This window comes from Streptomyces sp. NPDC101181, assembly GCF_044767975.1.
Classification (GTDB): domain Bacteria; phylum Actinomycetota; class Actinomycetes; order Streptomycetales; family Streptomycetaceae; genus Streptomyces.
The window spans coordinates 29,944-53,649 of sequence record NZ_JBIWOX010000023.1; the positions used below are offsets into that span (position 1 = coordinate 29,944).

The 23,706-nt window shown below is 73.1% G+C and carries 24 protein-coding genes; 6 read left to right on the forward strand and 18 right to left on the reverse strand.

Annotation, left to right across the window (positions count from 1 at the left end; genetic code table 11):
* The first annotated feature begins 306 nt into the window (after positions 1–306).
* Positions 307–960, forward strand: a complete 654-nt coding sequence (locus ACIRRU_RS26900) for an SCO3374 family protein (RefSeq protein ID WP_403684642.1) — start codon at positions 307–309, stop codon at positions 958–960.
* Here the strand turns inward: ACIRRU_RS26900 and ACIRRU_RS26905 are convergent.
* The 11 genes from ACIRRU_RS26905 to ACIRRU_RS26955 form a co-directional block, all read right to left on the reverse strand.
* Positions 939–1,274, reverse strand: a complete 336-nt coding sequence (locus tag ACIRRU_RS26905; RefSeq protein WP_018489329.1) for an Lsr2 family protein — start codon at positions 1,272–1,274, stop codon at positions 939–941. The two genes, ACIRRU_RS26900 and ACIRRU_RS26905, sit on opposite strands and share 22 nt — an antisense overlap.
* Positions 1,275–1,417: 143 nt before the next feature.
* Positions 1,418–1,987, reverse strand: coding sequence for an amino-acid N-acetyltransferase (locus ACIRRU_RS26910; protein WP_403684645.1), 570 nt, complete (start codon positions 1,985–1,987; stop codon positions 1,418–1,420).
* 9 nt (positions 1,988–1,996) lie between these two features.
* Entirely contained in the window at positions 1,997–2,467 is a 471-nt protein-coding gene (locus ACIRRU_RS26915; protein ID WP_403684647.1) for a BlaI/MecI/CopY family transcriptional regulator, read from the reverse strand.
* Between the two features lie 129 nt (positions 2,468–2,596).
* Positions 2,597–2,776 (reverse strand): hypothetical protein, encoded by a 180-nt coding sequence (locus tag ACIRRU_RS26920; RefSeq protein ID WP_363204823.1) that lies wholly within the window; start codon positions 2,774–2,776, stop codon positions 2,597–2,599.
* An 87-nt stretch (positions 2,777–2,863) separates the two neighbouring features.
* Positions 2,864–3,460 carry a hypothetical protein gene (locus ACIRRU_RS26925; protein ID WP_403684825.1) on the reverse strand — a complete coding sequence of 199 codons (597 nt, stop codon included), beginning with the start codon at positions 3,458–3,460 and terminating at the stop codon, positions 2,864–2,866.
* A gap of 163 nt (positions 3,461–3,623) precedes the next feature.
* Positions 3,624–4,421, reverse strand: a complete 798-nt coding sequence (locus tag ACIRRU_RS26930; protein WP_363204822.1) for a type III pantothenate kinase — start codon at positions 4,419–4,421, stop codon at positions 3,624–3,626.
* A complete protein-coding gene (gene nadC / locus ACIRRU_RS26935; RefSeq protein WP_403684649.1) occupies positions 4,421–5,494 on the reverse strand; it encodes a carboxylating nicotinate-nucleotide diphosphorylase in 1,074 nt (357 codons plus the stop codon). The genes ACIRRU_RS26930 and nadC overlap by 1 nt, the downstream gene beginning before the upstream one ends.
* A gap of 125 nt (positions 5,495–5,619) precedes the next feature.
* The gene (locus tag ACIRRU_RS26940; protein ID WP_403684651.1) at positions 5,620–7,311 is read right to left on the reverse strand and encodes an L-aspartate oxidase; all 1,692 of its coding nucleotides are present in this window, start codon (positions 7,309–7,311) and stop codon (positions 5,620–5,622) included.
* Complete coding sequence (gene panC / locus ACIRRU_RS26945) at positions 7,308–8,519, reverse strand: pantoate--beta-alanine ligase (RefSeq protein WP_403684654.1); 1,212 nt, start codon at positions 8,517–8,519, stop codon at positions 7,308–7,310. Before panC ends, ACIRRU_RS26940 begins: the two co-directional genes overlap by 4 nt.
* On the reverse strand, positions 8,516–8,668 hold the full coding sequence (locus ACIRRU_RS26950; RefSeq protein WP_403684656.1) for a hypothetical protein: 153 nt from the start codon (positions 8,666–8,668) through the stop codon (positions 8,516–8,518). The genes panC and ACIRRU_RS26950 overlap by 4 nt, the downstream gene beginning before the upstream one ends.
* The gene (locus ACIRRU_RS26955; protein ID WP_403684658.1) at positions 8,668–9,627 is read right to left on the reverse strand and encodes a Rossmann-like and DUF2520 domain-containing protein; all 960 of its coding nucleotides are present in this window, start codon (positions 9,625–9,627) and stop codon (positions 8,668–8,670) included. Before ACIRRU_RS26955 ends, ACIRRU_RS26950 begins: the two co-directional genes overlap by 1 nt.
* A gap of 182 nt (positions 9,628–9,809) precedes the next feature.
* Here ACIRRU_RS26955 and ACIRRU_RS26960 point away from each other — a divergent pair, with 182 nt between their 5' ends.
* Positions 9,810–10,970: a threonine aldolase family protein gene (locus ACIRRU_RS26960; RefSeq protein ID WP_403684661.1), complete on the forward strand. Its 1,161-nt coding sequence runs from the start codon at positions 9,810–9,812 to the stop codon at positions 10,968–10,970.
* Positions 10,971–11,245: 275 nt separating this feature from the next.
* Positions 11,246–12,358, forward strand: a complete 1,113-nt coding sequence (locus ACIRRU_RS26965) for a DUF5937 family protein (RefSeq protein ID WP_403684828.1) — start codon at positions 11,246–11,248, stop codon at positions 12,356–12,358.
* Positions 12,359–12,524: 166 nt separating this feature from the next.
* Here ACIRRU_RS26965 and ACIRRU_RS26970 read toward each other — a convergent pair whose 3' ends face one another.
* Both ACIRRU_RS26970 and ACIRRU_RS26975 read right to left on the reverse strand, forming a co-directional pair.
* Positions 12,525–13,199: a response regulator transcription factor gene (locus ACIRRU_RS26970; protein ID WP_363204844.1), complete on the reverse strand. Its 675-nt coding sequence runs from the start codon at positions 13,197–13,199 to the stop codon at positions 12,525–12,527.
* A 72-nt stretch (positions 13,200–13,271) separates the two neighbouring features.
* Positions 13,272–14,474 carry a sensor histidine kinase gene (locus ACIRRU_RS26975; RefSeq protein ID WP_403684664.1) on the reverse strand — a complete coding sequence of 401 codons (1,203 nt, stop codon included), beginning with the start codon at positions 14,472–14,474 and terminating at the stop codon, positions 13,272–13,274.
* Positions 14,475–14,569: 95 nt separating this feature from the next.
* On the opposite strand from ACIRRU_RS26975, the gene ACIRRU_RS26980 reads away from it, so the two are divergent.
* Both ACIRRU_RS26980 and ACIRRU_RS26985 read left to right on the forward strand, forming a co-directional pair.
* The gene (locus ACIRRU_RS26980) at positions 14,570–15,787 is read left to right on the forward strand and encodes an SAM-dependent methyltransferase (protein WP_403684667.1); all 1,218 of its coding nucleotides are present in this window, start codon (positions 14,570–14,572) and stop codon (positions 15,785–15,787) included.
* Positions 15,784–16,926 (forward strand): NADH-quinone oxidoreductase subunit D, encoded by a 1,143-nt coding sequence (locus tag ACIRRU_RS26985; protein WP_403684670.1) that lies wholly within the window; start codon positions 15,784–15,786, stop codon positions 16,924–16,926. Before ACIRRU_RS26980 ends, ACIRRU_RS26985 begins: the two co-directional genes overlap by 4 nt.
* Before the next feature lie 93 nt (positions 16,927–17,019).
* On the opposite strand, the gene ACIRRU_RS26990 is transcribed toward ACIRRU_RS26985, so the two are convergent.
* From ACIRRU_RS26990 to ACIRRU_RS27005, 4 genes are all read right to left on the reverse strand, one after another.
* Positions 17,020–18,372: a hypothetical protein gene (locus ACIRRU_RS26990; protein WP_403684673.1), complete on the reverse strand. Its 1,353-nt coding sequence runs from the start codon at positions 18,370–18,372 to the stop codon at positions 17,020–17,022.
* A 211-nt stretch (positions 18,373–18,583) separates the two neighbouring features.
* Positions 18,584–19,558 carry an ABC transporter substrate-binding protein gene (locus ACIRRU_RS26995; RefSeq protein ID WP_403684676.1) on the reverse strand — a complete coding sequence of 325 codons (975 nt, stop codon included), beginning with the start codon at positions 19,556–19,558 and terminating at the stop codon, positions 18,584–18,586.
* 196 nt (positions 19,559–19,754) lie between these two features.
* A complete protein-coding gene (locus ACIRRU_RS27000) occupies positions 19,755–20,429 on the reverse strand; it encodes an ABC transporter permease (protein ID WP_403684678.1) in 675 nt (224 codons plus the stop codon).
* A 2-nt stretch (positions 20,430–20,431) separates the two neighbouring features.
* The gene (locus ACIRRU_RS27005; protein WP_403684681.1) at positions 20,432–21,235 is read right to left on the reverse strand and encodes an ABC transporter permease; all 804 of its coding nucleotides are present in this window, start codon (positions 21,233–21,235) and stop codon (positions 20,432–20,434) included.
* Positions 21,236–21,375: 140 nt separating this feature from the next.
* On the opposite strand from ACIRRU_RS27005, the gene ACIRRU_RS27010 reads away from it, so the two are divergent.
* Positions 21,376–22,548 (forward strand): betaine/proline/choline family ABC transporter ATP-binding protein, encoded by a 1,173-nt coding sequence (locus ACIRRU_RS27010; protein ID WP_403684684.1) that lies wholly within the window; start codon positions 21,376–21,378, stop codon positions 22,546–22,548.
* 18 nt (positions 22,549–22,566) lie between these two features.
* On the opposite strand, the gene ACIRRU_RS27015 is transcribed toward ACIRRU_RS27010, so the two are convergent.
* Positions 22,567–23,688, reverse strand: coding sequence for an alpha/beta hydrolase (locus ACIRRU_RS27015; protein WP_403684687.1), 1,122 nt, complete (start codon positions 23,686–23,688; stop codon positions 22,567–22,569).
* Positions 23,689–23,706 lie beyond the last annotated feature (18 nt).

Here is a 23,706-nt window from a genome sequence, read left to right on the forward strand (position 1 = left end):
GCCGAACAGCTGACAACTGCTCCAACCCGATGGTGCGAGACGATGTTCCCGCAGGCCAGGCAGATACCCCTTTCGCCAGTACGCCGATGGCGAACGTGAGACGCCTCGGCCAGCGTGTCGCCCCTTCCCACTAGGAAAGTCTTACCCGCAATCACTGACAGTCCATGCGGCGCGCGCCGGTTCCCTCCGCTACGGGCGAACATCCTTGCGCCGCCGGGCACTCCCGCACGCCCCGGTCGCGCCGACGCACAGTGATCCTTTCGGAGCCCTGCGTAACTTCGGCCGCGATTCGGCGGTTCATCGGACATGGCCCCCATCGTCCCGAAGCCCCGGTCGTCGTCCGACGCGGCGGGGTCGTGCGCCGCCGCGGGACCTTCCGACGCCGCCCTCGCGCGCCGGTACGAACGGGAGCTGGGGTGGCCCACCGCGGGACGGGCTCCGCTGCGGCTGCTCACCGGGGTGCGCTTCGACGTGCTGGAACTTCCCGCCGAGGCCGGTCATGCCGTGCTGCGGCGCGGGGTGCGGACCGGGCCGGTGCTGCTGTCCGGGCCTCGGACGGGGTTCCTGGTGGCCGCGGGCGGCGCCGAGGAGCTGCCGGGGCTGCTCGACTGGCTGGAGTGGGGCCCGGTCGACCTGGATCTGACCGCGCTGGGCGCGGGAGGCGGCGTCACGGCCCCGCCCTTCCCGGCCGCGCCGCCCCGCCCCGGCGCCCCGGAATCCCGGGGCGGGCCGGAAGACTCGCCGGGGGCCGCTGTGTGGCTGCGGCCCCCTGAGCCGAGGCACACGCCCGAGCCGGAGCTGCCGGCTCTCGCGCGCTTCGGGAGCAGTGGTGGGGATGCCCCCGATCTCGTACGTCTGGTGGACGCCGTGGCGGCCGAATGCCATTGGGTCCGGTTGTCACGTGCCCGTGCCGGGCTGCTGACAAGAGGTGTGGCGGATCAGCCGTTGGCCTTCTCGTAAGCCTCGCGGATCTCGGCGGGAACACGGCCGCGGTCATTCACATTGTGGCCGTTCTCCCGCGCCCACCGGCGGATTTCCGCGGTGTCCTTGTTGCCGCCGGACACGGCACGGCCCTTGCCGCGGCCCGTGGCGGCCCGGCCACCGGTGCGACGTCCACCCTTGGTGTAGGGCTCAAGAAGGCCGCGAAGCTTGTCCGCGTTGGCCGTGGTGAGGTCGATCTCGTACGTCTTGCCGTCGAGGGCGAACGTGACCGTCTCGTCCGCCTCGACCCCGTCGAGGTCGTCGACAAGAAGGACCTGAACCTTCTGCGCCACGGGATTTCCTTTCATCGAAAATGGAGTACGCGGAAAGGAAACCGCTTTTCTCGGGAAAACACAAACCCTCGGGAGAGGTTCAGGGGCCCGGGAAGACGGGAAACGTGCGCGATTCGGACATAGGGATGCAGGACTTGTGCAGATCACAGGTGCAGAAGCATCCGGCTGTTGCCCAAGGTGTTCGGCTTCACTCGTTCGAGACCGAGGAACTCCGCGACGCCCTCGTCGGAGGAACGCAGCAGCTCACTGTAGACATCCGTGTCGACCGGAGCCTCTCCGATCTCGACGAAGCCGTGCTTGGCGAAGAAGTCCACTTCGAAGGTGAGGCAGAAAACCCTGCGGACACCGAGCCACCGCGCGGTCCGCAAGAGCTTGTCCAGCACCTGGTGCCCCACCCCGGCGCCCTTGATGCGGGGGTCGACGGCAAGGGTCCGTACTTCCGCCAGGTCCTCCCACATGACGTGAAGTGCCCCGCAGCCGATGACCCGCGCGTCCTCGTCGCGTTCCGCCACCCAGAACTCCTGGATGTCCTCGTAAAGGGTGACGGTCGCTTTGTCGAGCAGGATGCCCCCGGACACGTACCCGTCGAGGAGTCGGCGTACCGCCGCGACATCAGTCGTCCTGGCTCGTCGGACGGTGATGGCGGGCTTATTTACCGACGGGTCGGTATGGAGTTCGGTTTCCGGAACGCTTTGCGAGTGCTCAGAGGACATGCCCCGACGCTATCGCCCGTGCTCCGGCTCCGTGTCATCGGCCGGGACGGCATCCGCGGCGGCCGCGGCGGTCGGTTCCGCGGGGGTGGCGGATGCGTTGCCGGGGGCACTTTCCGCAAGGCCGGGGGAAACCATCCGAACGGCATCCTGGAGCGCTTCGCGCTGTTCGGCGGACATCATGCCGAAGAACGCGACAAGTGCGGCGGCGGGGTTGTCGCTCTGCGACCAGGCTTCGTTCATCAGTGCGGCGGAGTAGGCGGCCCTGGTGGAGACGGCTGTATATCGATAGGCCCGGCCGTCGACTTCCCGGCGCACCCAGCCCTTCTGATGGAGATTGTCCATTACGGTCATCACCGTCGTGTAGGCGATGGACCGTTCCCGCTGGAGGTGTTCCAGGACTTCCCGCACCGTGACCGGCCGGTTCCATTGCCAGACGCGGGTCATCACGGCGTCTTCCAGGTCTCCCAATTGACGGGGCACGGCATCACTTTAGTGCCCGATGTCCCGAATGAGCTGGTATTACACAGCAAAGAGCGCACGGCTCTCAGCGAGTCGTGCGCTCCGAGGTGTACGCGCAGGAGGTAAGGGAGGGGCCCGGCGCTCTCGCGATCAGCCATTCTCCGGACGTGCGGTCTGCTTTACGGATTCCGCGCGGGCGAGCGCCGCGTCCACGATGGCGTCCTCCTTGGTCTTGTTCGGACCGCCCTGGCTCTTCACGATCGTCACGATCACGCCGATGAAGAAGACGGCCATCACCACGGGGGGCACGAGCGCGGATACGTAGTCCATGGCGTCCAGAGTAGCGAGCCCCCGGCGGACCGGTGCGGCGGCCTCCCGGAGGAATGGCCGCCGCACCGGGAGCCGGGCCGGGAGGAGTCAGCCCGCCGCGCGCTCCTCGGAGGGCGGCGGCACCGGACGGCGGCGCGGCGGGAAGACCTCGGAGGGCTTGGGCATCGGACGGTCGCCGGGCGCCTGGGGGCGGTCCGGCGCGGCCGGGGTCCTGGGCCGGTCCGTGTCCCGGTCGGCGTCCCGGTCGGCGGCGCGGCCGCCGGGCAGGGCGAGCAGCAGGCCGCGCGGCCCGGGGGCGGCGGAGCCTGCGGAACGCCCGGCGAGGCGGGCCCGTACGGAGCGCTCCGCGAGGATCTGGCAGCGCTCCAGGAGGGCCGCGGCGAGCGGCCTGCCGCGCAGCGCGCGCAGGGCGGCCAGATCGTCCGGGCGGGGGTCGTATCCGGCGGCCAGGGCGTCCTGGAGAAGCTCCAGGTAGCCGGTGACGGAACCGGGGAGGGCGTTGCGGTAGCGGGCCAGGTCGGCGAGGAGGAACGCTCGCAGCCGACCCGCCTCGCCGACCGCCTCGTCCACGGAGCCGGCGAGGCGCAGGCAGTCCTGGACGTCCTCGTCGGACAGGGGCATGGGGTGGAGGGCGATGGCGAGGGCACGGCGGAGCACCCGCAGCTCGTCCGCGCTGAACGCCATGCCGCCTCGTGAACCGTAGGGCGTGGGCATAGCGCGACAATACGTGTTAATGGGACAAAATCCGTTTAACTGGCCGCCGGTGGCGCGGCGTGCGCCGGGCGCCCCCGACGGCCCGCGGCGCGGCCGTGCCACCGCGGTATGGGGCCGAGGATCGGGACAGCCCTTAGGCGCGGGAGACGTTCCGCTCGTACACCAGGCGCAGTCCGATGAGGGTCAGCCACGGCTCGTGCTCGTCGATGCTGGAGGACTCCCCCAACACCATCGGAGCAAGGCCGCCCGTCGCGATGACCGTGACGTCGTCCGGCTCGGCGGCCAGCTCCTTCTTCATCCGGGCCACCACCCCGTCGACCTGGCCCGCGAAGCCGTAGACGATGCCGGACTGCATGGCCTCGACGGTGTTCTTGCCGATCACGCTGCGCGGCCGGGCCAGCTCGATCTTCCGCAGCTGCGCGCCCCGGACCCCGAGCGCCTCGACCGAGATCTCGATGCCGGGGGCGATCACCCCGCCCGCGTACTCGCCGCGCGGGGAGACCGCGTCGAAGGTGGTGGCGGTGCCGAAGTCGACGACGATCGCCGGTCCCCCGTACAGCTCGACGGCGGCGACCGCGTTGATGATGCGGTCCGCGCCGACCTCCTTGGGGTTGTCCATCAGGATGGGCACGCCCGTCTTGACGCCGGGCTCCACCAGGACCGCGGGGACGTCGCCGTAGTAGCGGCGGGTGACCTCGCGCAGCTCGTGCAGGACCGAGGGGACGGTGGCGCAGATCGCGATGCCCTCGATGCCGTCACCCAGCTCCATGCCGAGCAGCGGGTGCATGCCCATCAGGCCCTGGAGCAGGACCGCCAGCTCGTCCGCGGTGCGGCGGGCGTCGGTGGAGATCCGCCAGTGCTCGACGATCTCCTCGCCGTCGAACAGACCGAGGACCGTGTGCGTGTTGCCGACGTCGATGGTGAGCAGCATCAGGCGTCGGCCCCGTCCCCGGCGGAGGGGGAGGCGTCCGCGTCGCGGAAGTCCAGGCCGATGTCCAGGATCGGCGAGGAGTGGGTGAGCGCCCCCACGGCCAGGTAGTCGACGCCCGCGTCGGCGTAGGCGCGGGCCGAGGCCAGCGTGAGGCGGCCGGAGGACTCCAGGATCGCCCGTCCGTCGACCAGGGCCACCGCCTCGGCGGTCTCGGCGGGGGTGAAGTTGTCCAGCAGGATCAGGTCGACGCCCGCGTCCAGCACCTCGCGGACCTGCTCCAGGGTGTCGACCTCCACCTCGATCGGCAGGTCGGGGAAGGCGGCGCGCACCCGCTTGAACGCCTCCGCGACCCCGCCGGCGGCGACGACGTGGTTGTCCTTGACCAGGGCCGCGTCGGAGAGCGACATCCGGTGGTTGACGCCGCCGCCGCAGCGCACCGCGTACTTCTCCAGCGCGCGCAGGCCCGGCGTCGTCTTGCGGGTGTCGCGGACCCGGGCCCCGGACCCCTCCAGTACGTCCGCCCAGGCGCGGGTGGCGGTGGCGATGCCCGAGAGGCGGCAGAGCAGGTTCAGCGCGCTGCGCTCGCCGGTCAGCAGGTCGCGGGTGCGGGTGGTGACGGTGAGCAGCCGCTGTCCGGGGGCGACCCGCTCGCCGTCCTCGACGTGCCGCTCGACCTCGAACTCCTCGGTGCAGACGATCGACAGGACCGCCTCGGCGACCCGCAGCCCGGCCACGACCCCGGCCTCGCGGGCGGTGAAGTCACCGGTGATCACGGCGTCCTCGGGGACGGTCGCCACGGTCGTGACGTCCACCCCGCCGTCCAGGTCCTCCTCGATCGCCACATGCGCGACGTCCTCGACCTGGACCGGGTCGAGACCCGCCTCGGCCAGCAGCAGGGCGAGTGCGGGGTCCAGGCCGCACTCCAGGGCCTCGGGGCCGAACCCGTCGTCGCCGCCACAGCCGCAGCCGTCGCCGCAGCCGCCCTCCGGGGCCGAGGAGCGGGTGGGCGCGCCGACGCTGATCAGCGGTACGTCCACGGGTGTGGGGCGCGGATTCTCTTCGGGCGTGCTCACGGTGACGGCTCCTCGGGGTGTGGCGGGTGGTGCGGGTGCGGCTGGTGCTTCGTGCGGTGGCGATGCCGGCGCGGCGCGGCACCGTGGTGCGGTGCGCGGCGGAGCGGCTGCTTCCAGCAGTCTGCTCAATCCGACGGGCGTACGGGCGGGAATGCGGCGGTCTCCGTGCGGTGGACGACCGGGGTGCGGTCGGGCGCGATACGGACGACCAGGTGGCGGCGGCCGTGGACGTCGTCGCGGTCGGGCCGGTCCTCGCGCCAGTGGCAGCCGCGGGTCTCCTCGCGGTCCCGGGCGGCGGCGACCAGGACCCGGGAGACCAGGAGCAGGTTGGTGACCTCCCAGGCCTCGACCCCGGGGACGACCGCCTTGGCGCCCCTGGCCCCGTCCGCCTCGGCGGCGGCCTCGCGGTGCAGGGCCTCCAGCTCCTCGGCGGCCGTGGCGAGACTCCCGGCGGAGCGCAGCACCCCGGCGCCCCGCGTCATGGTCCGCTGGATGGCCGTACGCGCCTCGGGGGCGAGCAGCGGGACCGGGGGCCCGGTGCGGGGGGCGTCGGCCGGGGCGGTGCGGGGCGGGCGGGTCGCGGCGATGTCGGCGGCGATGCGCTCGGCGAAGACCAGGCCCTCCAGCAGCGAGTTGGACGCCAGGCGGTTGGCCCCGTGCACTCCGGTGCAGGCGACCTCGCCGCAGGCGTACAGGCCGGGGACGGTGGTGCGGCCCCGGAGGTCGGTGCGGACGCCGCCGGAGGCGTAGTGCGCGGCCGGGGCGACCGGCACCGGCTCGGTGACCGGGTCGATGCCATGGGCCCGGCAGGCGGCCAGGATGGTGGGGAAGCGCTGCTCCCACATCCGCGCACCGAAGTGGCGGGCGTCCAGATACATGTGCTCGGTGCCGTGCTCGTGCATCCGGCGGGTGATGGCCTTGGCGACGATGTCGCGCGGGGCCAGCTCGGCCAGCTCGTGCTGCCCGGCCATGAAGCGGACGCCGTCGCCGTCCACGAGGTTCGCCCCCTCACCGCGTACGGCCTCGGAGACCAGGGGCTGCTGACCCTCGGAGTCCGCCCCCAGGAACAGGACGGTCGGGTGGAACTGGACGAACTCCAGGTCCGAGACCTCCGCCCCGGCCCGCAGCGCGAGGGCGACGCCGTCGCCGGTGGAGACGGAGGGGTTGGTGGTGGCGGAGAAGACCTGGCCCATGCCGCCGGTGGCCAGGACCACCGAAGGGGCCCGGACCGCACCGACGCCGTCGTGCTGCCCCTCGCCCATGACGTGCAGGGAGACCCCCGCCGTACGGCCTTCGGCGTCCGTGAGCAGGTCCAGCACGAGGGCGTTCTCGATGGTGTGCAGGGCGGCCTCGCGGACCGCCTCGACCAGGGCGCGGGAGATCTCCGCACCGGTCGCGTCGCCGCCCGCGTGCGCGATGCGGCGGCGGTGGTGGCCGCCCTCGCGGGTCAGGGCGATCTCGCCGCTGTCGGTGGTGTCGAAGTGGGCGCCCGTGGTGATCAGACGGCGCACGGCGTCGGGGCCCTCGGTGACCAGGGTGCGGACGGCCTCCTCGTCGCAGAGGCCCGCGCCCGCCACGAGCGTGTCGTCGAGGTGCTGCTCGGGGGTGTCGCCCTCGCCGAGCGCGGCGGCGATGCCGCCCTGGGCCCAGCGGGTCGAGCCGTCGTCGAGCCGGGCCTTGGTGACGACCACGGTGTCCAGTCCGGCGGCCGCGCAGCGCAGGGCGGCGGTGAGCCCGGCGACACCGGAGCCGACCACCACGACGTCCGCGTCGATGGCCCAGCCGGGGGCGGGGGCGGTCAGCCGTATTCCGGTCACGTCAGGGCTCCGAAGGTGAGGGGGATGTTGTCGATGAGGCGGGTCTCCCCGACCCGCGCGGCGACGGCGAGGATCGCCTCCCCGCTCGTGCGGCCGTCCGGGATCTCGGTGAAGTCCGCCGGGTCCACGAGGGCGAGGTAGTCCACGGCGAGCGGCAGCCTGCCCCGGGCCGCGGCCTCCTCCAGCACCGCCCACGCGGTGGCCCGGACGGCGGCCGGCATCCCGCCCGGCCGGGCCAGCGCCACCGCCTGGGCGTCGGCGGCGGCACGGGCCTCGCCCATCCGGTTGAGCCCTGCGGCCCGGTCGGAGCCGGGGGCGGTCGCCCTGGCCCGCTCGTGCAGGGCCTGCTGCGCAGCGAGCCGGTCGCGGGCCGCGAACAGGGCGTGGGACAGGGCGAGCGCGGTACGCCGCTCCTCGGCGGAGAGGAACCGGTTACGGCTGGAGAGCGCGAGGCCGTCGGGGTCCCGCACGGTGGGGACGCCGGTGATGCGGACGCCGAAATTCAGGTCGCGGACCATGCGCCGGATCAGGGCGAGCTGCTGGGCGTCCTTCTGCCCGTAGAACGCCTCGTCGGGGCGGGTGAGGTGGAGCAGCTTGGCGACGACGGTGAGCATCCCGTCGAAGTGCCCGGGGCGGGCCGCGCCTTCGAGGCGCTCGCCCATGGGGCCCGCGGTGATCCGGACCTGGGGCTCGCCGCCCGGGTAGACCTCGTCCACCCCGGGGGCGAAGACCGCGTCGGCCCCCGCCGCCGCGGCGATCTCCAGGTCGGCGTCCAGGGTGCGCGGGTAGCGGTCGAGGTCGGCGGCCTCGCCGAACTGGAGCGGGTTCACGAAGACCGTCACCACGACCTGGCCCTCCGGCCCCGCGGCCTCCCGCGCGGCCCGGATCAGGGCGGCGTGGCCGTCGTGCAGCGCGCCCATCGTCATCACGACGGCGCGCCCGGCACCGGCGGGCCGCTCCAGCGCGTCCAGCTCGGCGGCGGTGCGCAGCAGGGCGGGGGGCGCGCTCCGGGGGGCGCGTGCGGCCTGAGGCGACGTAGTGCGCTGGGGGGCGCCGGGGGCCTGGTGAGCGCCAGGGGCGTGGTGGGCGCCGGGAGCCTGGGGGCCTCCGGGGCCCTCGGGGCCTTCAGTGCCCTCGGGGCCTCCCGTGCCCTCGGGGCCTCCGGGGTCCTGGGGGCCGTCGTCCCCGGTGCGGAGGGTCGTGGTCATCGGGGCTCCCCCGGTCCCGTACGGCGGGCGGTCGTCGTCGGCGGGCGCGTCGTGCCGTCGCGGAGGGCGGTGACCATCCCGGGTGCTGGGCTCTCACGGCGGGCGGTCGCCGTCCGGTGCGCCACGTCCTCGCGGCGGGCGGTCGTCATCAGGACTCCCCCCGGCCGGGGCCGCCGGGGCCTGTGGGGCGGGCGTCTTGGTCGGCCGCGAGGACCACGAGCAGGGCCTCGGCCTGCTCCGCCTTGAGCAGGCCGTGGGCGAGGGCGCGGTCCGCCGTGGCGCGGGCCATCGCGAGATACCCGGCCACCGCCTGTGGGGCGTGCGCGCGCAGCTCCCCGACGTGGGCGGCGACCGTGCCCGCGTCGCCCCGGGCCACCGGGCCGGTCAGCGCGGCGTCGCCGGAGCGCAGGGCGTTGTCCAGAGCGGCGCCGAGGAGCGGGCCGAGCATCCGGTCCGGGGCGGCGACCCCGGCCTTGGACAGCAGCTCCATCGACTGGGCGACCAGGGTGACCAGGTGGTTCGCGCCGAGGGCGAGGGCCGCGTGGTAGAGCGGGCGGGACTCCTCGGCGATCCACTCCGGCTCGCCGCCCATCTCGATGACCAGCGCCTCGGCGGCCAGCCGCAGCTCCTCGGGGGCGGTCACGCCGAAGGAGCAGCCGGCGAGCCGCTGGACGTCGACGGCGGTGCCGGTGAACGTCATCGCCGGGTGCAGCGCGAGCGGCAGGGCACCGGCGCGCAGCGCGGGGTCCAGCACCCGTGTCCCGTACCGCCCGGAGGTGTGGACGAGCAACTGGCCCGGCCGCACGGCGCCGGTCTCGACGAGGCCCTCCACCAGCGTGGGCAGCACGTCGTCGGGGACGGTCAGCAGCACCAGCTCGGCGCGGGCCAGCACCTCGGCGGGCTCCACCACGGGCACGTCGGGGAGCAGTTCGGCGGCACGCCGCCGGGAGGCGTCGGAGACACCGGACACCGCGACCGGGCGGTGCCCGGCGAGCTGAAGGGACGCGGCGAGCGCCGGGCCGACCCGGCCCGCGCCCACGACACCGACCGTGAGGCGGGCGGGGCGGTCCCTCGCGTCGAGGGGTTCCTTCGAAACTGGTGCGTTCACGCGGCGACAGCCTTCCGTTCCAGTCCGCAGGGGGTACCGGACGATTTCTCTGCATGCTACGCCAGCGTTTCGAGGAGGCTCCCCGGTCACCCACAGCCTGTGGATAACTTCCCGGCCCGAGGGAAATCACCCGAGGGAACTCACGGGGGCGCGCTGTCAGAGGTCCGGGAGATGATCGTCCCATGGTGACGGTGGATGAGCAGGAGCGGCGGCGCAGGCTGACCGCGTGGCGGGGGTCGGACCGGGTGCTGGCACGGATGGGCGCGGACGGCACGCTGGGCGAGCGACTGGCCGCGCTGGCCGCCGACGCCTCGTCCGTACACGATCCGGACGACTGGACCGATGTGTACGGGGGCGGGGTCGTCGCCGAGCTGGAGCGGCGGGTGGCCGGGCTGCTCGGCATGGAGGCGGCGGCGTTCTTCCCGACCGGCACCATGGCCCAGCAGGTCGCGTTGCGCTGCTGGGCCGGGCGCACGGGCGACGCGACCGTGGCCCTGCACCCCCTCTCCCACCCGGAGCTGCACGAGGGCGGGGCGCTCGGGGCGGTGAGCGGGCTGCGCACGGTGCATCCGACGGCCGCGCTCCGGCTGCCGGACGCCGAGGAGGTGCGGGAGTTCCCGGAGCCGTTCGGCACGCTGATGCTGGAGCTGCCGTTGCGGGACGCCGGGTTCGTGCTGCCGGAGTGGGAGGAGCTGACGGCGGTGGTGGAGGCGGCCCGGGAGCGGGACGCGGTGGTCCACTTCGACGGGGCCCGGCTGTGGGAGTGCCCGACGCACTTCGGCCGGGAGCTGTCGGAGATCGCGGGCCTGGCGGACAGCGTGTACGTGTCGTTCTACAAGTCCCTGGACGGGCTGTCGGGTGCGGTGCTGGCGGGGCCGTCGGTGCTGGTGGAGGAGGCCCGGGTGTGGCGCCACCGCTACGGGGGCCAGCTCTTCCAGCAGTATCCGGCGGCCCTGTCCGCGCTGCTGGGCCTGGAGCGGGAGCTGCCCCGGCTCCCGTCGTACGTGGCCCACGCGAAGGTGGTGGCCGGGGCGCTGGCGGAGGGGTTCGCGTCGGCGGGGCTGCCGTGGTTCCGGGTCCACCCGGAGCCGCCGCACACGCACCAGTTCCAGGTCTGGCTGCCGTACGCCGCCGAGGCGCTGGACGAGGCGTCGGTGCGGCAGGCCGAGGAGACGGGCGTGACGCTGTTCCGGCGCTGGTTCGCGGGCGCGGGCGGGGGCGGGCTGCCGCCCGGGGTGTCGTTCACCGAGGTGACGGTGGCCGGGGCGGGGCTGGAGTGGTCGGCCGGGGAGGTACGGGAGGCGGTGGCGGGGTTCGCGCGATATCTGGAAGACCTCGCGTAGAGCGGGACGGGGCGCCCCGTGGGCCGGATCCCCGTGCCGGGCGGCGGGTGAGCCAGTACCGGTACAGGTCGCGCAGGGTCCTGCGGTCCTGCGCGCCCGGAAGCGGAGGCGCGGGCTCCGACAGCCGGGCCGCACGGTAGGTGTCGAACATGTGCTGCTGCGTGGCGTTCATGCCTCCAGCGTGCGCAGGCCGGGGCGGGGCCGCGCATCGTTTGACGGCCCTCGTCAAACGGCACGTCGGCCCGGACACGTACCCCCACTATGGAGGGGTGAGCGTGCACATAGACATCGCGGGACTCCCCGCCGACCGCGTCGTTTTCGCGACCTCGCCCCTCGCCGAGCTGGGGCTCGCCCTGCACGCGCTCTCGGAGCCCGGCCACCACCCGGGGCTGCACGGCTGGGCGACCGCGACCTCGGCCGCGCTGGAGCCCGACCTCGCGGACCGGATGCTGGAGGCGGAGTTCCTCTGGCGCAACACCTTCTCCGATGTGTTCATGCCGTTCGCCGGGGTGCGGGGCGGCGACGGGCGCACCGGGGCGACGCTCGCCGAGGATCTGGACCTGCTGGACCGGCTGGACGACGAACGCTTCGTCGGCGCGGCGCTGGAGTTCACCTGCGCCAGCCACTACGAGATCGATGCGCCGTCACCGCTGAAGGACGCGGGAACCCGGGGCCGTGCCCTGGACCTGGCGGCGGCGCGCGGTCCGCAGCAGCTGGACTTCACCCGGCGGCTGCTGGCCGACCCCGCCTCCGTACGCGGCTGGGTCCGGCGCCTGTTCGAGGACTGCGACCAGGCGTTCTTCGCCGACACCTGGCGCCGGGTCTCCGTCCAGATGGCCGCCGACGCCCGGCACAAGACGGAGCTGCTGCGCCGCAAAGGGCTCGCCGACGCGATGGGATCGGTGTCCCCCGCCGTGACGCTGGACGAGTCCGGGGCCCGGATCAGCGTCGACAAGCTCTCCGAGGCCCGGACCACCGCCACCGACCCGGAGGTCGGCCAGGGCCTGACGCTGGTGCCGACCAGCTTCGGCTGGCCGCACCTGATGGTGCTGCACGCCCCGGGCTGGCGGCCGGTGATCCACTACCCGGTCCAGCTGCCCAACCTCCCGGTGCCCGCCTCCGTCGAACTGCTCCAGCTCCGGATGGAGGCCCTGGCCCACCCGATGCGGATGCGCCTGTGCCGCAACCTCGCCCGCTCCCCGTACACCACGGGCGAACTGGCCGACGCCCACGGCGTCACCTCGCCCGAGGTCTCCCGTCATCTCACCGTGCTCAAGAAGGCCGGGCTGGTCACCACGCGCCGCCGTGGGCGCTACGTGCTGCACCAGCTGGACCTGACCGTCGTCGCCCGGCTCGGCAGCGACTTCCTGGAGGGCGTGCTGCGCTGAGGGGGTGCTGTGCTCGGGGCACACCTCGCAGAACGCGCGCCTGGCTGGCGTTGCCGACCCCGCGTTCACGACCCGGCGTTCCGGACCCAGCCGGTTGCTGCGCCCCGGTCCCGCCCCGGCGCGCCGGACCCAGCCACGGCCCCCGTCCCGGGCCCGGCGCGGCCGGTCAGCCCGCGCCGCCGCCCGCACGGACCAGCCCGGTCTCGTAGGCGAGGACGACGACCTGGACCCGGTCGCGCAGGTTCAGCTTGGTGAGGATGCGGCCGACGTGCGTCTTGACCGTCGCCTCGGAGAGCACGAGCCGGGACGCGATCTCCCCGTTCGACAGGCCCTGCGCGACCAGGAGCATGACTTCCCGCTCGCGTTCGGTGAGCTTGGCGAGGTGCTTGTTCTTCGGCTCCTTCTGACCGCTGGGCAGCAGCGGCGAGAACCGGTCCAGCAGGCGGCGGGTGGTGGACGGGGCGACGACCGCGTCGCCGCTGTGCACCGAGCGGATCGCGCCGAGCAGTTCGCCGGGCGGCACGTCCTTGAGCATGAAGCCGCTGGCTCCCGCCTTCAGCCCGGAGAACGCGTACTCGTCGAGGTCGAAGGTGGTCAGGATGAGCACCTTGGGCGGGTCCGGCTGGGCGCAGATCCGGCTGGTCGCCTCGACGCCGTCCAGCCGGGGCATCCGGACGTCCATCAGGACCACGTCGACGTCGGTGGACCGCAGGATCTCGATCGCCTCGGCCCCGTCCCCGGCCTCGGCCACGACCTCCATGTCGGGCTGCGCGGCGAGCACCATCCGGAATCCGGTCCGCAGGAGCACCTGATCGTCGACGAGCATCACGCGGATGGCCATGGCCATGGGGATCGTGTCCTGTCCTGGAGTTGTGGTGATCGTGGTGGGTGGGTGGGGCGGGGAGGCGTCGGGTCAGTCGGCGGGCTTGAGCGGCAGCAGGGCGCTGACGCGGAATCCGCCGCCGGGGCGCGGCCCGGCGTCCAGGGTGCCACCGACCATGCCGACCCGTTCCCGCATCCCGATCATGCCGTGCCCCGCGCCGTCCGCTCCGCCGTCCTCGTACAGCTCGTGCGAGGCGCCCCGGCCGTCGTCCTCGACCAGCAGCCCGAGGCCGTCGTCGAAGTAGACGAGCCGCACGCTGGCCCCCGCGTCGGGGCCGCCGTGCTTGCGGGTGTTCGTCAAAGCCTCCTGCACGATGCGGTACGCGGTCAGCTCGACGCCGCTGGGCAGCGGGCGCGGGGTGCCCTCGACCTTGAAGTCGACCGCCAGGCCGGTCCGCCGCACCTGGTCGACCAGGTCCTCGATCTGCTCCACGTCGGGCTGGGGGACGTACTCGCCGCTCTCCGGGGCGTCGCCGGTGCGCAGCACCCCCAGCAGCCTGCGCATCTCGGCGAGGGCCTGGCGGCCGGTGCTGGAGATGGTCTCCAGGGCCTGTTTGGCCTGGTCGGGCGCGGCGTCCATCACATAGGCCGCGCCGTCGGCCTGAACGACCATCACGGACACGTTGTGCGCGACGACGTCGTGCAGCTCACGGGCGATCCGGGCACGTTCGGCGGCCACCGCCACCTTGGACTGCGCCTCCCGCTCCCGCTCCAGCCGGGCGGCGCGCTCCTCCAGCTGGTCGAAGTAGGCCCGCCGGGTCCGCAGCGAGTCCCCGAGCACCCAGGCCAGCACGAACGGGACGGTCAGGATGACGGTGACGAAGAGCACCTGGGCCCAGGAGCCGCCGGGCTCGGCTTCCCACCGCAGCTGGGACAGGGCGGCCGCGCTCAGGCTGCACACCAGGGCGAGCCGGGACGCCCAGCGCTCCCCGACCGTGGCCACGGTGTAGGTGATCACCAGCATCGCGAAGTTGCCGACGCCCGGCCGGACGTCGAAGAGCAGTTGGACGACGCCCACCAGGATGGCGAGCAGCAGCATCTTCTCCGGGACTCTGCGGCGCATGGCCACCACCGCGGAGAGCCCCAGCGCGACCGGGACCGCGACGATCTCCTCGCGCCTGCTCCCGTACATTCCGGACACCGCCGCCAGCCCGGAGAGCCCGAGGAGGACGAACGCCCAGAAGACGTCGACGCCCGTCGGGTGTCTGCGGAGAAAATCGTAGAGGCGCTGCACGTGACCCAGCGTAGGGACAGCGAACAGGTGACGGGTCAACCGGAGGGTCGATCCGGGTTCTGGGACCGTACTCCCCAAGGTGGAGACTTGCCCACGTGACGGAGGAATGGCGTGGTTGGCGGGAGGCGGCCGAGGCCGCTCTGTACGGGGTCGACGGCTTCTACCGCAGCCCGCACCGGAGCCCCGCGGGGCCGGCGGGCCACTTCCGTACGTCGGTCCACGCATCGCCGCTGTTCGCGGCGGCGGTGGCCCGGCTGCTGGCCCGGACCGCGCGGGAACTGGGCACGGGGACGGTGGCGCTGGTCGACGTCGGGGCGGGGCGGGGCGAGCTGCTGACCGGGGTGCTGGCCGCGCTGCGGAAGGGACCGGAGGGACTGGGGAGACCGGAGGGACTGGGAGAACGGGAGAGGCCAGGGAAACCGGAGTGGCTGGGGAGGTCGGAGGGGCTGGGGGATCTGGCGGGGGTGGAGGTGGTCGCGTACGCCGTGGAGGTCGCCGGGCGGCCCGCGGGGCTGGATCCCCGGATCGAGTGGTGCGCGAGGCCGCCCTCGGGCGTCACCGGGCTGCTGTTCGCCAACGAGTGGCTGGACAACGTCCCGGTGGAGGTGGCGGAGGCCGACGCGGACGGGGTCCCCCGGTACGTCCAGGTGCGGACCTCGGACGGCGCGGAGCGTCTCGGTCCGCCGGTGACCGGGGCGGACGCGGCGTGGCTGGAGCGCTGGTGGCCGCTGTCGGCGCCGGGCGAACGGGCGGAGATCGGGCGCCCCCGGGACGAGGCGTGGGCGGACGCCGTCGGGTCGTTGGCCGCCGGTCTGGCGGTGGCCGTCGACTACGCGCATGTACGGGGCGCCCGGCCGCCCTTCGGGACCCTGACCGCGTTCCGGGAGGGGCGGGAGGTGCCGCCGGTGCCGGACGGCTCCCGCGACCTGACCGCGCATGTGGCGCTGGACGCGTGCGCGGCGGCGGTGCCGCGCGGGTCCGCCGAACTCACCGACCAGCGGACGGCGCTCGGGCGCTTGGGCGTCGGCGGGCGGCGGCCGCCGCTGGCCCTGGCCGCCACCGACCCGGCCCGCTACGTACGGGAGCTGGCGGCGGCGGGCGAGGCCGCGGAGCTGACCGCGCGCGGCGGCCTCGGCGACTTCGGGTGGCTGCTGCACCGCGTGGGCCGCCCGGATGTCACGGATGCCCTGGATGTCCCGGGCGACCCGGGCCACCCGGATGTCCTGGCCGACCCGGGCTCTCGGGGAGCGTCCGACCGTGTGCCGCCGGACCCGGCCGGGGAGTCGGACGGTCAGGGAATACTGGCCCCATGACGGAGACGACGATCGGCATCGGCGGCGCGGCGGAGAGCACCGACATGGTGCTGAACATCGGCCCCCAGCACCCCTCGACGCACGGCGTCCTCCGGCTGCGGATCGTCCTGGACGGCGAGCGCGTCCAGCACGCCGAGCCGGTCATCGGCTACATGCACCGGGGCGCGGAGAAGCTGTTCGAGGCCCGCGACTACCGGCAGATCGTCATGCTCGCCAACCGCCACGACTGGCTCTCCGCCTTCTCCAACGAGCTGGGCGTCGTCATGGCCGTCGAGCGGATGCTCGGCATGGAGGTGCCCGAACGCGCGGTGTGGACGCGGACGCTGCTCGCCGAGCTGAACCGGGTCCTCAACCACCTGATGTTCCTCGGCTCCTATCCGCTCGAACTCGGCGGCATCACCCCGGTCTTCCACGCCTTCCGGGAGCGCGAGGAGCTCCAGGCGGTGATGGAGGAGGTGTCCGGCGGCCGGATGCACTACATGTTCAACCGGGTCGGCGGCCTCAAGGAGGACGTCCCGGCGGGCTGGACGGGCCGGGTCCGGGACGCCGTGGCCTCGGTCCGCTCCCGGATGGACGTGTACGAGAACCTGGTCCTCGGCAACGAGATCTTCCGGGGCCGTACGCGCGACGTGGGCGTGCTCTCGGCCGACGCGGTCCACGCGTACGGGGTGTCGGGGCCGATCGCCCGTGCCTCGGGGGTCGACTTCGACCTGCGGCGCGACGAGCCGTATCTCGCGTACGGAGAGCTGCGGGACACCCTGAGGGTGGTCACCCGGACCGAGGGCGACTGCCTGGCCCGCTTCGAGTGCCTGCTGGAGCAGACGCTCAACTCCCTGGACCTGGCGGACGCCTGCCTGGACCGGATGGCCGGCCTGGAGCCCGGACCGATCAACCAGCGGCTGCCCAAGGTGCTCAAGGCCCCGGAGGGCCACACCTACGCCTGGACCGAGAACCCGCTCGGCGTCAACGGCTACTACCTGGTGTCCAAGGGCGAGAAGACCCCGTACCGGCTGAAGCTGCGCTCCGCCTCGTTCAACAACATCCAGGCGCTCACCGAACTGCTGCCGGGCACCCTGGTCGCCGACATGGTGGCGATCCTGGGCTCGCTGTTCTTCGTCGTCGGCGACATCGACAAGTAGACAGCGCCACCGAGCGGACACCCGGGCCGCCGCCGAGGGGACACCCGGGGGGCCACCCCCGGTCTCGGGAGGCTCAGGAGACCGCGCCGTGCCTCAGGAAACCGCGCCGCGCAGCTCCGCCACGTCGATCTGCTCGGTCTCGTCGTGCGCGGTGAGGTCGATGACCTTGCCGACGGCCTGGTTCCGTGCCGCTCCCGTGCGGTGGGCGGCCAGCGCCTCCTCGCCGACGACGTCCGCGAGGTCCTCGTTCTGCACGGCCTCGATCGTGGCCCTCGCCTTATGAGCGTTCTGGGTGCCGAAGAAGTCGAAGGTGCCCTGGGGCACAAGGGTGCGGCGCGCCGAGGCGTACGGGACGACGGCCGAGGCGGCCGGAACCGTACGCGGCGTCTCCGCCGCCGTGGCGGAGACCCGCGCGAGAGCGGAGGCGGCCGAGGGGTCCGACGCGTTCGAGGAGTTCGACGAGCTCGGGACGGCCGGGAGCTGCGAAGCGCTCGGGGCCGGGCGGCCGGGAGTGCCGGGAGCACCGGGGGTGTTCGTGGGGACGACGGGTCCCGGGGCGCTCGCGGCGGGGCGGGGTCCCGGAGTGCCCGGGGTGTTCGAACCGCCGGCGGGGACTGCGGGGCCCGAGGGGTTCGCCGGGCCCCGGGTGGCCGGGCGGCCCGGGGGGTTCGTGGGGGCCGGGGCGTTCGGGGACGGGGCGTTCGGGGACGGAGCGGGCGGGACAGGCGACGGGCGGCGGTGCTGGTCCCGGTGGTCGCCCGCCCCGGTGGCCGCCGCGTGCTTCCCCCGCGGGCGCTCCTCCGCTCCCGGGCTCTCCTCCGCCCCCCGCGCCTCGGCGCGGGTCGCGAGGGCGCGTTCGCGGACCGCCTCGGCCGTACGCCGGGCCTCCTGGAGCACCGCGTTGCGCGTGAGGTTCGACAGCGCCTCGTTCGCCCGCCGGTAGGACTCGGGCGTCGGCGTGGACCGCGCGGGCAGCAGCTCCCGGGGGGCGGCCGCCTCGATGGCGAGCCGGCGGCGGCCCTCCAGCGCGCTGGCCCGCTCGGTCTCGGCGTTGGCGTAGCGGCGCAGCAGTCCGGCGTGCTCCCCGCGCAGTCCGGCGAGCTCCACCCGCTTGCGGCGGAGCTTGGTCTCCAGACGGGTGCGCAGCTCGCGCGACTCCTCCAGATCCTGCTCCAGCTCGGCTATCCGCTCCTCGGCCCGCCACTCGTCGCTGACGCGGGCCCGCGTCAGCTCGGCGACCCGCAGCCCCGCGGCCCGGTCCCAGCTGCGCATCAGGTACGCGCCGGTGAGCGCGGCGGCGGCCACGGCGGCCACCAGGCCGCGCAGGACCAGGGGTTCGGCGAGCAGCCAGGCGCCGGCGGCACCGACGACCGACACGCCTGCCACCGCGGAGGGCGGCAGGATTTTGTGGAGGGGCGGCGAATGGCGGTGGCGTCCACGTGGCATGGCCTGAAATTTACCGTGTGTGCGCGCCACTTGGGGGGCCGCCCGGCAATCTGTTCTCCGCCGGTTACCTCGCGGCCCCCCGAAGACCCGCCGGGAACCTCTGTTCCCGGACCGTTCGCTTCTTGATCAGGCGCTGTTCTCGGTCAGGCACTGTTCTTGATCAAGCTCTGTCCCTGATCAGGCGCTGTTCTTGATCAAGCTCTGTCGGGGCCTACTTCTTGACCAGGCTCTTCGACTCCAGATACTCCTTGGCCACATCGGCCGGCTTGGCGCGCTCGGCGTCGACCTTCCGGTTCAGCTCGGCGAGATCCTCCGTGGTGAGCGCGTCGGTGAGCTTGCCGAGTGCGTCGGCGATCTCCGGGTCCCCCGCGTCCTTGGTGTTCAGCACCGGAAGAATGTTGTCGGCGTTCTGGAGCTTCTTGTCGTCCTCCAGGAACACCAGTCCGTCCAGCACCGCGTCCGTGGTGGTCGTCAGGACCAGCTGCACCTTTCCGTCCCGGACGGCCTGCTTGGACTGCGGGGTGCCGACGCCCTTAGGGTCGATCCCGGTGACGTCGATGCCGTACGCCTTCTTCAGACCCGGTGCGCAGAACGGCCGCACCTCGCACTCGTCGCCCGCCGCGATCTTCACCTTGAGCTTGGACTTCCCGAGATCGGACAGCGTCTTGAGGCTGTTCTTCTCGGCGAATTCCTTCGTCACCGCGAAGGCGTTCTGGTCGACGGCCTTTCCGGGCGGCAGGACCGTGAGGCCCAGCGGCTCGGCGAGCTTCTTCAGCGCGTCGACCGTGGCGTCCACGTCCCCGGAGGCCACCGGCTTCTCCTGGGCCTGGTCCGCCCCGTTGACCTTGGCGTTGAGGAACTCGGCGATCGTGGCGGCGTACTCCGGTACGACGTCGATCTCGCCCTTCTCCACCGAGGGCTCGTACAGCTCACGGTTCTTCACCGTGGTGACCGAGGTGCTGTATCCGGCGTCGCCGAGGATCTGGGCGTACAGCTCGGCGAGCACCTTGGACTCGGTGAACGAGGCCGACCCGACGACCAGGGACCCCTTCTTGCCGTCGCCGCCGCCCGAGGAGCCGGAACCGCCCTGCTCCTGCTCCAGGCTGTCGCCGCCGCAGGCCGCGAGCGACCCGGCCAGCGCCACCACGCCGATGACTGCTCCGGCTATCCGCGAAGTCCTGCTCATATGCGTTGTTCTCCGTCCGAACAGAGTGAAGGTCACCGGCAGAGGAAGTGGCGACCAGAGGAAAGATGACCAAGGGGGAAGGCGATGGGTGGGAAAGACGAGGGGTGGGGGGGAAGACGGTCGGTGGGGAGGGGAAGCGGTCAGATCGGAGGGAGCTGCCCGGGGGACGCGGTGACCGCAGGAGGACGAGGCGTGCTCAGGCGGGCCTGCGGCGGCGCAGCGGGGACAGCGCCCGGTCCAGCGCCACCAGCACGCCCTCCACGAGCAGGGCCAGCGCGGCGACCAGCACCGCACCCGCGAAGACCTGCGCGGTGTCGTAGGTGTTGAACCCTGCGGTGATGATCCGGCCGAGGCCGCCGAGGCCGACCATGGCCGCGATCGAGGCGGTGGCCACGACCTGGACGGCCGCGGACCGCAGCCCGGTCATGATCATCGGGTAGGCGAGGGGCAGTTCGACCCGGACGAAGAGCTGGGCGCCCGACATCCCCATGCCGCGCGCCGCCTCCACCACGGCCTGGTCGACCTCCCGCATCCCGACGTAGGCGTTGGTCAGCAGCGGTGGCACCGCGAACAGCACCAGCGCGATGATCGTCGGCCAGTACCCCGCGTTCCGCAGGGGGGTGACCATGAACAGGGCCAGCACCGCGAAGACCGGCACGGCGCGCCCCACGTTGGAGACGTTGACCGCGAGCGTCCCGCCCTTGCCGATGTGCCCCAGATACAGGGCGGTCGGCAGCGCGATCGCGCAGGCCACCGCGAGGGCGACCCCGCTCACGTACAGATGCTCGCCGAGCCGGTGCGCGGCCCCGCCGTCCCCGGACCAGTTGGCCCCGGTGATCAGCCAGGTCCAGGCGTCGCCGATGACTCCCACGGTCAGCCCGCCTCCGCCTTCGCCGGGGCGGACAGCTCCGCCATGTCACCCGGAGCGCCCGGAACGGCACCCCCGCCACCGGAACTCCGGCCGCCGGAACTCCTGTCCCCGGACGCCTCGGGCATGCGGGCCGGGCCCTTCGCTATGCGGGTCCAGGGTGTCAGCAGCCGCTGGAGGCCGAGCAGCAGCAGATCCGCCGTGACCGCGAGCAGCACGCACAGCACCGAGGCGGTGAGCACCTGCGCCTTGAAGAAGCTGGGCAGCGCGTCCTCGATGAGATTGCCGAGGCCGCCCTTGCCGACGAGCGAGCCGACCGTGGTCAGCGCGACCGTCGACACGGTGGCTATCCGCAGCCCCGCCATCAGCGCGGGCAGTGCCAGCGGCAGCTCCACCTCCCACAGCAGCCGCGCCGGTCCGTATCCCATGCCCCGGGCGGCCTCCCTGGCCTCCTCGGGCACGGCTTCGAGCCCGGCCAGGATGTTCCGCACGAGGATGGTCAGCGAATAGAGCACCAGGCCCGTGACGACCAGCGCGGCGGAGAGCCCGAACAGGGGCAGCAGCAGCGAGAACATCGCCAGCGAGGGCACGGTGTAGAGCACGGTCGTCAGCCCCAGCACCGGCCCGGCGAAGCCCCGGCCCCGGCGCGCCAGCAGCGCCAGCGGGAAGGCCACCGCGAGCCCGATCAGCACCGAGACCACCGTGATCCCGACGTGCTGGACGGTCGCGTCGACCAGCTCCTGACTGCGGGAGCGGAGGTACTCCCCGCAGATCCAGTCGTTCGTCACCAGGCAGCTCTGCTCGGCCATCCGCCCCCACCTCCTCTTTCGTCCTGCCCCGTCACATCGAACTGATGACTGTCGACCCTATCCTCGACCACTGACAATCGCGGAGGCTGTCGTATTCCGGCAACATGCACTTCACAGAAGACCCTCCACAATGGGGAACCATGATCCGTTTCGAGCACGTCACCAAGCGGTACGCCGACGGCACCACCGCCGTCGACGACCTGTCCTTCGAGGTCGCCGAGGGTGAGCTGGTCACGCTCGTCGGACCGTCCGGCTGCGGCAAGACGACCACCATGAAGATGGTCAACCGGCTGATCGAGCCGACCGAGGGCCGGATATTCCTCGACGGGGACGACATTTCCGGGATCGACCCGGTCGAACTGCGCCGCCGGATCGGGTATGTGATCCAGCAGGTGGGCCTCTTTCCGCACAAGACCGTCCTGGAGAACACCGCGACCGTCCCCCATCTGCTGGGCTGGAAGCGCGGAAAGGGCCGCGAACGCGCCGCCGAACTCCTCGATCTCGTCGGACTCGACCCTTCCGTCTACGGCGACCGTTATCCGGAACAGCTCTCCGGCGGCCAGCGCCAGCGCGTCGGAGTGGCTCGGGCCCTGGCCGCCGATCCGCCCGTCCTACTGATGGACGAGCCTTTCGGCGCGGTCGACCCGGTCGTCCGTGAACGCCTCCAGAACGAATTCCTGAAACTCCAGGCCCAGGTCCGCAAGACTGTGCTCTTCGTCACCCATGACATCGAGGAGGCCGTCCGGCTCGGTGACCGGATCGCCGTCTACGGGCAGGGCCGCATCGAGCAGTTCGACTCCCCCGCCACCGTGCTCGGCGCCCCCGCGACCCCGTACGTGGCCGACTTCGTCGGCGCGGACCGCGGTCTGAAGCGGCTCTCGGTGACCCCCATCGAGGAGAGCGACCTCGAACAGCCGCCGGTGGTCCACCTCGACGACCCGCTGGCCACGGCCACCGAGCGGCTCAGGTCCGAGGGCGCGCGCTGGGCGGTCGTCCTGGACGGTGAGGACAACCTGCACGGCTGGATCCGGACGGACAGCGCCGGCTCCCCCGCCGCCAAGGGCACCGTCCGCGAGCACGCCCGCCGGATGGAGGCCTGGCTTCCGCTCGGCGCCCCCCTCAAGCAGGCCTTCGCCACCATGCTCCAGCACGACGCGGGCTGGATCGCGGTCATCGACGAGGGGGGCGAGGGCCGCTTCCTCGGCGTCCTGACCCCCGCCGGGCTGCACGAGGCCCTGCGCCGCTCGATCGACGCGGACGCCCAGGACGTACCGCGCGCGGAGGTCGCCGTGGAGACGGTGGCGACCGCGTGACACCGGCGCGGACCCGGCTCAGTTCCCGCTGAGCCGGGCGCTCAGCCACTCCAGGGCGGGCGGGATCTCCCGGCGCCAGGTCGTGAAGTTGTGCCCGCCGCTGTCGAGCACGATGGACGACACCTTCGCCGGGGCCTTCACCTTGTCGATGAACCGCATCGTGCTCCTCCGGTTGCCTTCGCCCTCCCGGGACGTCGTCACGAGGAAGGACCCGCCGGACGGCGGCCGGTTCTCCAGGGTCCACATCAGGTCCGCCCGGTCCCGCAGCGCCTGGTCCCCGTGGAACAGGTCCCCGGTCGTCGGGTCCTCGGCGGCCCGGTAGTACGCGGAGAGTCCGGCGCTCGCCGCGTACCGGTCCGGGTGGTGCAGCCCGGTCTTCAACGCGCAGTAGCCGCCGGTGGAGTTGCCGATGATGCCCCAGTTACGGGCCTTCCTCCCGACCCGGTACGCCCCCGAGACCGCCTCGGGGAGGTCCTTCGCGAAGAACGTCTCCGTCTGCGGGCCCCCCGGGACGTCCACGCACTCGGTGTCCCGGGGCGGCGCGACCGTCGGGCGCAGCATCACCAGGATCATCGGCCGCGCCCTGCCCGCCGCCACCCGCTCGTGCGCCGTCCGGGGATAGCGCAGCCCCTTCAGCAGGTTCTCCGCCGTCCCCGGGTAGCCGGTCAGGACCACGACCGCCGGGAACGTCCGCCCGGCGTAGGCGCTCCGGAAGTACTCCGGCGGCAGATAGACGTACGCCGGGGACTGGATGCCCGACGTGCGCCCGGAGACCACCACCTGGTCGATCCGCCCGCCGACCCGCGGGTCCCGGCCGCCCGGCACGTCCGGGTGCCGGGTGCCGGTCCGCGTCACGTGCCGCGTCCCGGACGCGCCGGCCGCGTGGTCGGTGACCACCCCGAGGTCCTGCTGCCGCCCGAAGAGGTCGGCCCAGGAACCGTAGAAGAGGAAGGCGTTGTTGGCCGCGAGCCCCACCGAGGCGAACAGCGCCAGCTGGGTCGCCAGCAGCAGCCCGACCCGGCCCGCCACGGCGGCGGCGCTCCGCCGGGCCAGGCGCGGCCAGAGCCCGACCGTGGCGGCGAACGACGCCACGGCCAGTGTCACCGCGACGACCAGAACCGTTGTGCTGGTGAGACCCATGAGTGAGCTTTCTTCTCG